Annotated in this window: 10 protein-coding genes; 8 read left to right on the top strand and 2 right to left on the bottom strand. The window is 57.2% G+C overall.

What is annotated here, in order from left to right:
• The first annotated feature begins 36 nt into the window (after positions 1–36).
• The 4 genes from LGH70_RS13645 to LGH70_RS13660 all read left to right on the top strand — a co-directional run bounded on the left by LGH70_RS13645 (position 37) and on the right by LGH70_RS13660 (position 4,890).
• Positions 37–666: a class I SAM-dependent methyltransferase gene (locus tag LGH70_RS13645; RefSeq protein ID WP_226186558.1), complete on the top strand. Its 630-nt coding sequence runs from the start codon at positions 37–39 to the stop codon at positions 664–666.
• A 104-nt stretch (positions 667–770) separates the two neighbouring features.
• A complete protein-coding gene (locus tag LGH70_RS13650) occupies positions 771–1,232 on the top strand; it encodes a glycine-rich domain-containing protein (protein WP_226186560.1) in 462 nt (153 codons plus the stop codon).
• 102 nt (positions 1,233–1,334) lie between these two features.
• Positions 1,335–3,533 carry a peptidase domain-containing ABC transporter gene (locus LGH70_RS13655; protein WP_226186563.1) on the top strand — a complete coding sequence of 733 codons (2,199 nt, stop codon included), beginning with the start codon at positions 1,335–1,337 and terminating at the stop codon, positions 3,531–3,533.
• Between the two features lie 55 nt (positions 3,534–3,588).
• Positions 3,589–4,890: an HlyD family secretion protein gene (locus tag LGH70_RS13660; RefSeq protein WP_226186566.1), complete on the top strand. Its 1,302-nt coding sequence runs from the start codon at positions 3,589–3,591 to the stop codon at positions 4,888–4,890.
• A 13-nt stretch (positions 4,891–4,903) separates the two neighbouring features.
• Here LGH70_RS13660 and LGH70_RS13665 read toward each other — a convergent pair whose 3' ends face one another.
• The gene (locus tag LGH70_RS13665; RefSeq protein WP_226186568.1) at positions 4,904–5,752 is read right to left on the bottom strand and encodes a helix-turn-helix domain-containing protein; all 849 of its coding nucleotides are present in this window, start codon (positions 5,750–5,752) and stop codon (positions 4,904–4,906) included.
• A gap of 134 nt (positions 5,753–5,886) precedes the next feature.
• On the opposite strand from LGH70_RS13665, the gene LGH70_RS13670 reads away from it, so the two are divergent.
• Both LGH70_RS13670 and LGH70_RS13675 read left to right on the top strand, forming a co-directional pair.
• The gene (locus tag LGH70_RS13670) at positions 5,887–7,113 is read left to right on the top strand and encodes an MFS transporter (RefSeq protein WP_226186571.1); all 1,227 of its coding nucleotides are present in this window, start codon (positions 5,887–5,889) and stop codon (positions 7,111–7,113) included.
• 133 nt (positions 7,114–7,246) lie between these two features.
• Positions 7,247–7,582 (top strand): ASCH/PUA domain-containing protein, encoded by a 336-nt coding sequence (locus LGH70_RS13675; protein ID WP_226186574.1) that lies wholly within the window; start codon positions 7,247–7,249, stop codon positions 7,580–7,582.
• A gap of 219 nt (positions 7,583–7,801) precedes the next feature.
• Here LGH70_RS13675 and LGH70_RS13680 read toward each other — a convergent pair whose 3' ends face one another.
• Positions 7,802–8,854, bottom strand: a complete 1,053-nt coding sequence (locus tag LGH70_RS13680; RefSeq protein ID WP_226186576.1) for a LacI family DNA-binding transcriptional regulator — start codon at positions 8,852–8,854, stop codon at positions 7,802–7,804.
• Positions 8,855–9,225: 371 nt separating this feature from the next.
• On the opposite strand from LGH70_RS13680, the gene LGH70_RS13685 reads away from it, so the two are divergent.
• Together LGH70_RS13685 and treA are read left to right on the top strand one after the other, a co-directional pair.
• Positions 9,226–9,732: a COG3415 family protein gene (locus LGH70_RS13685; protein WP_226186579.1), complete on the top strand. Its 507-nt coding sequence runs from the start codon at positions 9,226–9,228 to the stop codon at positions 9,730–9,732.
• 169 nt (positions 9,733–9,901) lie between these two features.
• Positions 9,902–11,473 (top strand): alpha,alpha-trehalase TreA, encoded by a 1,572-nt coding sequence (treA, locus tag LGH70_RS13690; protein ID WP_226186582.1) that lies wholly within the window; start codon positions 9,902–9,904, stop codon positions 11,471–11,473.
• Positions 11,474–11,690 lie beyond the last annotated feature (217 nt).

Here is an 11,690-nt window from a genome sequence, read left to right on the forward strand (position 1 = left end):
ATTTTATTAACAGTGAATTATATAAATATTATTGATATGAATATGTTTGCTAATAGCAGCGTCGCCAGCAAGGTGCAGCCTGCCCCGCACGCCGGGAGCAACACGGTGCCCGCGCCGCGAAAAACGCTCGTTGCCACGTTGCGGCTCTTGGAGCCAACAGTAGCCCCTAGGTTGGCTCTCGACCTGGGCTGTGGCTCCGGCCCCGATACGCTGGAGCTGCTGAGCCATAACTGGGACGTAGTGGCTCTGGATGCCAACCCGGAAGCTCTGGCCACGCTGCTGACCCAGACGCCCGCCCACCAGATGGCCCAGCTGACCACCCGGCTAATGGACTTTGCGGAGCTACAAGCCGCCTCCCTGCCCGAATTTGATCTGGTAAATGCCAGCTTCAGTATCCCCTACTGCCTTCCGCGCCACTTCCATCCATTCTGGGCTGAGGTGCGGCAACTTATCCGGCGCCGCGGCTGGTTTTGCGGCCATTTCTTCGGGCTGCGAGACGACGCAAGCCAACAGCCTGACATGATGCTTCACTCCTTGGCCGATATTTATGACTTGTTCACCGGATTCGAGCTGGAAATGCTCAGTGGTGTCGAGAAAGATAAGGTGCAACCCGATGGCAGCGTGAAGCACAGCCATGTGGTGTCCGTTATTGCGCGCAAGTGCTAAACAAGCCACTTATTATATCTATATTTTTTATTACTGCTTAAAGCCTATATACGATGACAATGACCGTGACAAACAAATTAACGCTCTGTACGCTAGAGCACGCTATGTCCTACGAGTTTCCTAATCTTATTTACAAGTTCATGGAGCTGTATTCAATTTCTGAGGAGGAAGCGGAAAAGATATTCATGGACGTCAAGATATGGCTCTGGCTGAACGCGAAAGCCCGCACGGACGGCTTCAGGGGCCTGTCAGTCAATGAGGACCTGTTCATGCTGGACGAGATGTGGCATGCGTTTATCCTGTTTACGTATGAGTACACGCAGTTTTGTCACTCACGCTTTGGCATGTATATGCACCACCGGCCGACGACCAAAGCCGAGAAAGACGCTTTCAAGGAATTAGTTGTGACGGATCGGGATGAAGCCGTCCGAATTAAGAACGAAGACCTGGATAAACAGTATGAGTATATCCTTGATGCAGTCGGAATAGAAGTATTGGAACGGTGGTATTTATATTATCCGCAGACCTATCACAAGGTGGCGCGGGAAGAATTGCGCGTTAAATAGATTAAATAAACGCCTTGCAGCTGCCGCCGAAAGCGGCATGGCTAAGCGCAGGATGCATCGGGCGCAAATTATATAGAGTTATTATCCTTATTAGTGTGGCTTATGCTGAGTTTTCCTTTCTATAAACAGCTGGATAAAAGTGACTGCGGGCCAACGTGTCTGAAGATGATTGCCAAACACTACGGCAAGCTCTACTCCAACGACTTTCTGCGCTCGAAGTGCTTTATCACCAAAAACGGGGTGTCGGCGGCGGGGCTGGCCGAGGGTGCCGAGTCCATTGGCCTTCGCTCCCTGGGCATTGAGGCCGACTACCAGACGCTGAGCCATGATGTGCCCCTGCCCTGCATCGCGCACTGGCGCCAGAAGCACTTTGTGGTCGTCTATAAGGTGAAGAACGACGTGGTATACGTGGCCGATCCGGCCTACGGGCTGCTGAAGTACACGAAGGAAAAGTTTCTGGAAGGCTGGCTCTACGGCAGCGCCAACGAAAGCAAGGAAGGCATTCTGCTGCTGCTCGAGCCCTCCCCCGAGTTCTACGAGCTGGAAAACCCGTCCCAGAAAAAGCCCATGGGCTTCGGCTACCTGCTGCCCTACTTCAAGCCCCACTACCGCGTTCTGAAACAGCTGTTTCTGGCGCTGCTGCTGCTCAGTATCATTCAGCTGGTGGTGCCCTTCCTGACCCAGTCCATCATCGACTACGGCATCAACTACCAGAATACCAGGTTCATCTACATCATCCTGTTTGGGCAGCTGATGCTGTTCTTTTCCCAGACGTTTATTCGCATCGTGGTCGACTGGCTGCTGATGCACATGGGCTCCCGTATCAACCTGAGTCTGGTGTCGGACTTCCTGATCAAGATCATGAAGCTGCCCACCACCTTTTTCGATTCCAAGCTGATCGGCGACCTGCTCAACCGTTTGGATGACCACCGCCGGGTAGAAGCTTTTCTTTCGGCCGACACGCTGAACATGCTGTTTTCGCTGTTCAGCCTCGTGGTATTCGGCGGCGTGCTGGCCTATTTTAACGTCAGCATCTTCGTTTTCTACGCCATTGGCACCACGCTCTACATCGTGTGGGTGCTGGCCTTCATTAAGAAGCGGGCGATGCTCGACTATGTGACCTTCGACCAGCTTTCCAGCAGCCAGAGCAAGGTTATTGAGCTGATTACGGGCATGCGTGAGATTAAGCTTAACAACTCCGAGAAACGTCGCCGCTGGGAGTACGAGGCCTCGCAGGTAAACCTACACCGCACCACCATCAAGAGCCTCACCCTGTCGCAGTACCAGCGCAACGGCGGCGTGTTTATCAGCGAGCTGAAGAACATTCTGATTACGTTTTTCGCGGCCAAGTCCGTCATTGCCGGCGACATTACCCTGGGCACCATGCTGGCTATTCAGTTTATCATCGGCCAGCTCAACAACCCGATTCGCTACTTCATCAACTTCGTGGAATCGTATCAGCGGGCCAAAATCGGGCTGGAGCGCATCGAAGACGTGCACACCACCGACAACGAAGAAATCAACACCGAGGACAAGCTGCACGAGCTGCCGAACTGCAAGACGCTGCGGTGCAGCAACGTGTGCTTTCAGTACGGCGCCACCAACACGCCCATTGTACTCAAGGACCTTAACATCGAGATTCCCGAGGGCAAGGTCACGGCCATCGTGGGGGCCAGCGGCAGCGGTAAAACGACGCTGCTCAAGCTCCTGCTGCGCCTCTACGACCCTACCAGCGGCTCCATCAAGATTGGCAACACCAATATCCACGACATCAGCATCAAGCAGTGGCGCGACCAGTGCGGGGCCGTGATGCAGGACGGCTTTATCTTCAGCGACACCATCGCGCGCAACATCACCGAGTCGGACCCCGAGGGCATCATCGACCGGGAGCGGCTGAAGCACGCGGTGCAGGTGGCCAACCTCACGGAGTTTATCGAGTCGTTGCCGGCGGGCTACAACACCAAGCTGATGGCCGGCGGCGTTTCGCTCAGCGGCGGCCAGAACCAGCGCATTCTCATTGCCCGGGCCGTGTATAAGAACCCCGATTTCCTGTTTTTCGACGAGGCTACCAGCGCCCTGGACGCCAACAATGAGCGGGTGATTATGAACAACCTGGAGGAGTTTTTCCAGGGCAAAACCGTGGTCATCATTGCCCACCGCCTCAGCACGGTGCAGAAGGCCGACCAGGTGCTGGTGCTGGCCGACGGCCGCGTGCACGAAATGGGCGGCCACGCCGAGCTGATCAGCAAGAAAGGGGCGTACTATGGCCTCATCAAAAACCAGCTCGAACTCGGGAGCTGAAGCCTGCCCCGGCCGCTGGCCGTTCGTTTATCTATCCTATTATCAGAAAGTTATTATGTCGGTACGCCTCAGTAAGCTAGAGCAGGTTGACGAGAAAAGTGAGTACGTCAAGGACTTTATCAGCGCGAAATCCGCCTGGTTTATCCGCAGCGGCATCTACCTCATGGCGCTGGTCACGGCGGCGCTGCTCACCATTAGCTGTCTGGTGGAATATCCGGACAAGATTACCACCCAGATTACCATCACCACCCTGTCGCCGCCCCTGAACGTCGTGACGCAGGCCAGCGGCAACCTGCTGCTGACGGTACAGGAAAACCAGGTGGTGAGCAAAGGTCAGACGCTGGCTTACGTGGCCAACTCGGCCAACAGCGCGGCGGTAATGCAGCTGAAGCAGGCCGTGCAGCAGGCCGACCTGAGTCAGCGCCCGGCCCCGGCGCTGCAAACCCTGCTGCAGTTTCAGCGCCAGCAGCTCGGCGAAATCTACAAGGACTATTCCGAGCTGATTATCAGCGCCAAAAACGTGGTGCTGTTTGACGACATCACCCGGCTTGACCAGCAGGCCCGGCTGCTGGAGCTGGAGGTCACGAAATACCAGGCCTTTTTGCGGAAGCGGCAACACCAGATCGGCCTGCTCACCGCGGAAACTCAGCTCGTGCAGCGCGACTATAGCCGCAATGTGCAGCTGTTTGGCAAGGGTGTCATTGCCTCGGCGCAGCTGGAAGTGAAAGAGCGGGAGCTGCTGCAAGCCAAAGAGGCTCTGCAGACCGCGTCCCTGAGCTTCAGCGAAACCGATATTCGGCTGGTGGAAATCCAAAAAGCCCTCAACGACATTGCCGTGCAGAATCAGCAGCGCAAGCAGGAGCTGAGTGCCACGCTGCTGGAAGCCCAGAAAAAGCTGCTGGGCCAGATTGCGCTATGGGAGCAGAAATACGTGCTGACCTCGCCCATGGCCGGGCGCGTGGCCTTCTTCAAGTTCTGGAGCAATAGCCAGTTTGCCACCCAGGGCGAGAGTGTTTTTACCGTGCTGCCGGCCAACAGCACCGACATCATCGGCAAGGTGATTATGCCGGCCCTGAACTCGGCCAAGGTGCGGGTGGGCCAGAAAGTGGTTATCAAGCTCAACGACTACCAGTACCGCGAATTCGGCCAGGTCAAGGGCGTTGTCGAGTCCATTTCGCTGATTCCCAAAAACCAGGAGTACTCTATTCAGGTGCATCTGCCCGAAAAGCTGCTCACTACTTACAAGAAGAAGCTGGCTTTCCGGACCGAAATGCAGGGCTCGGCCGAAATCATCACCGAAGACCTGCGCCTGATCGAGCGGATATACTACCAGTTCCGCGGGCTGTTTATGGCCTGAGTTGCCGAACGGGCTACCCCGCTTTCTGCTCGCGGTAGGCCGAGGGCGTCTGGCCCGTTACGCGGCGAAACGTGCGGTTGAAGTGCGACAGGTTGTTGAAGCCGCTGGCGTAGCTGACCTCTGTGATGGGCATATCCTCCAGCAGCAGCAGCTGAGCGTGGCTGATACGGTACTCGTGCAGAAAGTTGGTGAGCGTCTGGCTGGTCATCTTCTTGAAGTAGCGGCAGAAAGCCGGCACCGACAGATGCGCCACGTCGGCCAGTTCCTGCACGCCGATGGGCTCGGCAAAGTGCTCCTGAATGTACTGGTAGATGCGGCCCAGGCGCTTTTGTTCTTTCACCTGCGCCCCGGAACTGCCCATTTCCGCGTGCAGCTCGGTCACGTCGTCGGCTTCGGCCAGGTGGTAGAGTAGCTGTAGCAGCGTGAGCAGGCGCCGGTGGGCGGGCTGCCCCAGCATTTGCCGCAGGGCCTCGCCCACTACGGCCCGGGTTTCGGAGCCAAACGACAGCCCTTGGGCCGAGCGCACAAACAGTTGCTGCACGGCGGCCAGCTCGGGGCGTTTCAGAAAACTGTCGCCCAGGAAGTCGGCCCGCAGCTGCAGCACAATTTGCTCAAACGGGCCTTTCTGCTCGTGGCTGAAGCTCAGGTGCGGCAGGTTAGGCCCCATAAACAGCAGCTCGCCGCCCTCGTAGCGCGACACATGCTGCCCGATATGGCGGCGGCCACTGCCCTGCGGAATATAGAGCAATTCAAACTCGGGGTGATAGTGCCACAGAATACCGCCTTCCTGGGCCTCGGTGTAGTGCAGCAGGGTGAAGGAGCTGCCGGCCGACGGCTGAATGGGTTCGAACTCTAACTTCATACGTTGTTAACATACTATTGAAGCCTACAGCATGCCATGACGCTAATTTAGGTAAAATAGCATTACAAGTGGCCAACCAGTACGTAGCCGCGGCCTGGGCGCTACCGTACCTTTGCAGCGTAATCTGAGAAGTTATGCCACGTCTGCTGCTAACTCACCGCCCCGAGGTGCCGGTTCTGCTGAACCGTGCCCGCTGGGCGGTAACGCTGATTTTCTTTCTGCACGGATTGCTGTTTGCTAACTGGGCGGCCCGCCTGCCCGAGCTGGAGCACCGCTACGGCATTGTGCACCGGGAGCTGGGGCAGGTTTTGTTCTGTAATGCGGTGGGCGCCTGGTGCGCTATGCCGCTGGCCGGCTGGCTCCTGCCCCGGCTCGGCAGCCGCCGTCTTACCACCATCGGGGCCCTGCTGTTCTGCGGATTCATTCCCGGACTGGCCCTGCTACACGGTATCGGCGAGTTGATGGTGCTGTTCCTGGTGTTGGGTGCTGCCACCGGGCTGCTGGATGTAGCTATGAACTCCCAGGCCATCCTGGTCGAAAACCAACGCCGGCAACCAGTTATGTCGTCCTTTCACGCTGCTTTCAGTCTGGGCGGCATGCTGGGCGCCGGCGCCGGGGCCCTGGCAGCTCACTATAGTCTGTCGTTTGCCACCCACCTGCTGAGCTTCTCCGCTGTGGCAGTGGCCTTGGTTCTGGTAGCGGCTGCCGCTTTGCTGCCTGAAGAAAACCTGCACCCGGACGATGCTGCTCCGGACGAAGCACGGTCTGGCTTTCGTTGGCCAAGCCGGACGGTGGTGGCGCTGGGCGTGGTGGCCTTCTGCTGCATGTTGGGCGAAGGTGCCATGGCCGACTGGAGCACAATTTATCTGGTTCAGGATACGCAGGCCAGCCCTGCCCTGGCCCCGCTCGGGTACGCGGCTTTTTCCTTATCCATGGCTGCCGGCCGCCTCTGTGGCGACTGGCTCGGGGTGCAGGTGGGGCAGCGGCGACTTATCGTGTGTGGCGGGTTGCTGGCACTGGCCGGGTTGCTGAGCTTGCTGGTGCTGCCGCTCACGACAGTTGGTATCGGGGGCCTGTTTCTCATTGGCCTGGGTTTATCTACTATTATTCCCACGGTGTTCAGCGCTACCGGCCAGCAGCACAACATGGCCCCGGGCACGGCGCTGAGCGTTGTTTCCACCATCGGCTACGGCGGCTTTCTGCTGGGCCCACCAGTCATTGGCTGGCTCGCCGATGTGCTGACGCTACGCTTGGCCCTGGGCATTGTAGCGGGCCTGTTTGGGGTTCTGATTGCCGTTGGGCTAACGCTGCCAGCGGCCAAGCGCCAGACTGCCAAGCAGCTGGCCGGCCTCGACCAATAAATCCGTTTACCCGCCGGTAGTTTCTCGTCAGGTTTTGGCCGGGCACACCCTGCCGGTACACCGAGTCCAATTTCGGCGTTATCTTACCTGGGAGCTGCTACTGCTCACTGGCTGAACCCAAACGCTACAACCCATGAAAACGACTAACTCACTGCCCGAAATTACTTCTGCCACCTCCCCCCGCCGCACCCACGAGCTAAAGATCTGGCCCGCCTGCTTTACCGCCGTCGAGTCGGGCGCCAAGCCATTCGACGTGCGTGAAAACGACCGGGACTTTCGGGTCGGCGACGTGCTCCTGCTACGCGAATACGAACCCGAAACCGAGCAGTACAGTGGCCGCACAGTGCTGCGGGCAGTTAGCTACGTGCTGCTGGGCGGCTCTTTCGGTCTGGAGGCCGGCTGGTGCGTGGTTGGTTTCGGCTCGTTGCCGCCGCTGCCGCCCGGCATCAACGACACCAAGCTGTGGTAAGCCTGCACCCGTTTTTTTACTGCTGCTTGGCCATACACCGGCGGCTTTTCTTCACCAACTCTGTTTCCTATGCACGTCCCTTTTGTCTGGTATCTATCTGCTCCCGATAGCGCCCGGGTTTTCCGTTGGCTGCGTCGCTTCTTCTCTGTGCGAAAACACAAAAAAGCCCGGTTATACTAACCAGGCTTTTTTTATTGTCACTCACTGCGCATACTGCACCTAGTGCGTTATCTGGTTGGGCTGTAGCACGCCCGTGCGCAACGACGACTCACGGACCAGCAGCTTGGGTTGCAGCACCACTTGCCGGGGCTCTACTTTGGATGGGCCCAGATGAATCATCTCCAGCAGCAGCTCTACCGCCGTGCGGCCCATCTCCTCGCAGCGCTGATCCACGGAGGTAAGCATAGGCTCGGTAAGGGAATCAAACAGCTCATTACTGAAGCCGGCCAAGGCTACGTCCTGCGGAATACGCAGGCCCCGGCGCTTCACCACCTGCATGGCTCCTACCAAAGCCAGGTCGTTGCAGGAAAATACCGCGTCGAGCTGCGGGGCCTGGCTTAACAGCAGCTCCATGCCCTGCCGGCCGTCCTGTATCGACAGGTCGCAGAAATGCACCAGCGGCGCGGCCACCGCAATATCGTGGTGGCGCAGCGCATCGGCGTAGCCCTGGTAGCGGTTGCGGCAGATATTCAGGTGCTGCGGCCCGCCCAGGTGCCCGATATGGCGGCAGCCCTGCTCGATGAGGTGACACACGGCCTCGTAGCCGCCCTGGTAATCGTCCAGCACCACGGCACTCACATCCGTGCTTTCCAGCGCACGGTCAAAGAAAACCAGCGGAATATCACGCCGCCGCACCTCTTCCAGATAGCGGTAGTCGTGCGTGGAAAGGGACAACGACAGCAGAATTCCGTCGACCTGAGCATTCACCAGCGTTTCTACGTTTTTCTGCTCTTGCGCCGCATCTTCATTCGACTGGCAGATCATCACGTTGAAGCCCGCTTTGTTGGCAATCGTTTCGATACCTTTCACCACCAGGGCGAAGAACTGGCCGTCGATGTGCGGTACGACAACGCCCAGTGTGTTGCTACGGCCTTTGCGCAGCGCCGCCGCCAGCTGGTTGGGCTGATAGTTAAGCTCCCGCGCCAGCTCCCACACCCGCTTTTTGGTCGCGTCACTGATGCGGCTGTGGTCACTCAAAGCCCGTGACACGGTCGAGACAGACAAGTTTAGCTGGGCTGCAAGATCTGATATGGAAGCGCGGTGAGTCGACACAAGAGCGGAGGAAATAACGGACAAGTTCGCACAAATCGGCCAACCAGCCCTCGAAAAGGTAGAACGGCAATTTTTAGAACCCGTGAATCGGGCTTCTGGTTCAGCTCTCCCCAGTGCTCCGCCGGGCTGCTAGGCGGAAGCCCGGCTGAAATTCACCGGAGTCTAAATTTTTACCATCAGCAAGATGAATAGATGTATACAATTGCGCAAACGTTTGCACAATTGTTTTTCACTTCCTACATTCGGCACATCAAAATACGTTTGGGGTATCAAATGCTTTTGCCAGAGCCATCAGGCTAAAATGGCTCGAAAGGCTTCCCCAAAATCGGTTTGTTTTTCCTCACTGCAGCAGCATTTGTCAGCACTAGTCCATGGGTCGTCATCGTCATTCCTTGAGCCTGTCACGCAAGCAACAGGCTTACCTCGCCGATTTTATCAACTCTGACATTCTCTCCAAGCAGCAGCGCAACCGGGCCCAGGTTCTCCAGCACTGGGTAGCCGATTTGTCTGTGCAGGAATCAGGAGAACTCCTGGGCCTGAGCATCGACCGGGTATACAGCATGCGCCGGGCATTTTCTCAGCAGGGTTTCAAAGACTACCTGCATACCGTGCCCCGCTGCGGTGCCCCCAACAAGCTCACGCCCAAGCTCGAAATGCTCCTACGCCGCCTCACCCAGCAGGCTGCTGCCAAAGGCAAGCGTCTCACCCTGGCCCTCATCGCCAAGCGTGTGGTCGAGCTGGGCTATGCCGACCGGATCTGCACCGTAACCGTGCAGCGGGCTCTCAAGCAAGTGCAAGCCGCTAGTCTTGCTTCTTCCGATCAGTCGGCCTATGCCCTGGTGCAAAGCTCACCGCTACCCGAAGAGCAGGCCGCGTAGCCCCAACGCGCTCCTTTCTGATAGCCAGCTCCGAAGTCAACTTTGGGGCTGGCTTTTTTATTTGCCCTGCCCAAGCGCAGCGTTTTTTACCAACGCGCAGAATGCGTGCCTTGCCATCAGTTGCCCAGGTTTTGCGTAAGTGCAGTGCTGCCTCACTTTCCTACCTGCCATGCGCCACCTGCTACTCAGTACGCTCTGCGTTGTTTGCATTGTTCCCGCTGCTCTTGCTCAGCCGACTACTCCCCGGCAGCTATTTCCGGGCTTATTCGAAGCCGTGCAGCTAGGCCGCGTGTTCCCCGATAACAAGACGTTTGTTGATGCCGTGCCCCTGCAGTCCCCCAGCACAATCCTGACGGCTTGGGAGCAACAGAGACACCAGCCCGGCTTTCGGCTGGATGCCTTCCTCAAGGTGCATTTTCAACTACCAGCTGACGATGCCCTTTCTTACCGCAGTGAGGTCAGCAAGGGCATACGCCACCACCTAGATACTCTGTGGACGGTATTGCAGCGCCCAGCCTCCGCTCAGGTACCCCAGTACTCTTCTTTACTTCCTCTGCCCAAACCCTACATCGTGCCCGGTGGCCGCTTCCGGGAAGTGTATTACTGGGATTCCTACTTTACAATGCTGGGACTTCGTGAAGCGCACAAAGTTGACCTCATGCGCAGCATGATTGACAACTTTGCCTATCTGATCGACCAGTACGGCTTTGTCCCGAACGGCAACCGGACTTACTACCTCACCCGCTCCCAACCGCCATTCTTTTGCTTGATGGTAAACCTGCTGGCTCAGGAGCAAGGCGACACTGTCTTGATTCGCTACCAGCCACAAATGGTCCGCGAGTACTTCTACTGGATGGCCGGTGCCGATTCACTGGCGTGTAATCAGGCAACACAGCGCGCCGTACGGCTCAGTGGCGGCGAGATTCTTAATCGGTACTGGGATAGTAGCACTGAGCCTCGAGAAGAGTCATACGCCGAAGATGTGGCCGTAGCACAGAACAGCAACCGGCCACCCGCCGAGGTTTACCGTGACATTCGTGCTGCCGCCGCCTCTGGTTGGGACTTCAGTACCCGCTGGTTTGATGCCTCCGCCACATTATCCAGTATACACACCACTTCCCTCGTTCCAGTCGATCTGAACTGCCTGATCCTGAACTTGGAGCAGACCATAGCCCGCAGCTTTATTCTAAAGCACCAATCTGCGGAGGCGCGCATGTGGCAGCGAAGAGCACAGAATCGGAAACATGCCATCCTGCGCTACTGCTGGCACGAAAAAGAAGGGTGGTTTACCGATTACAATTGGCAGCTGCGCAGCAAAGCTTCTGCGAATACGCTAGCTGGCGTTTTCCCTCTGACTTTCCAGATTGCGACTCGCAGACAAGCCCGTTCCGTCAAGACGAAGCTGGAGAGTACTTTTCTACGTAAAGGGGGGGTGCTAACAACCTTAAATACCAGCGGTCAACAGTGGGATGCACCTAACGCGTGGGCACCTTTGCAGTACATGACCATTCAAGGTTTGAACCACTACCACCACACTTACTTAGCTGATACAATAAGTGTCCGTTGGATAAAAATCAATACAAGAGTATTTCAGCAAACAGGTAAGCTACTGGAAAAGTATAATGTATCTGATACCTCCCTTCCCGCAGGGGGTGGAGAATATCCATTGCAAGACGGCTTCGGATGGACGAATGGGGTGCTACTATATCTGCTGAACCACACTCCTAAGGATCCTAAGTAAGTGTACTAGGTATGCTCAAAAGGGCTAAATACACAGACCTGACCGCACGCGATTCTATTTAGTCCCCAGTCCTCAGAATCATTGCGGGGCCGGGCGAATCGCGGGCCGAGGCGGCGGGGCCGGGGGGGCCAGAAACGCATACTGCCCCCCGCAGCACGAAGTCGCGGGGGGCAGGGCTTGAAAAGGTTGGCGGCGACCGACTCTCCCGCCGGTGAAG

The sequence above is a fragment of the Hymenobacter nitidus genome (genome assembly GCF_020447315.1).
GTDB lineage: Bacteria > Bacteroidota > Bacteroidia > Cytophagales > Hymenobacteraceae > Hymenobacter > Hymenobacter nitidus.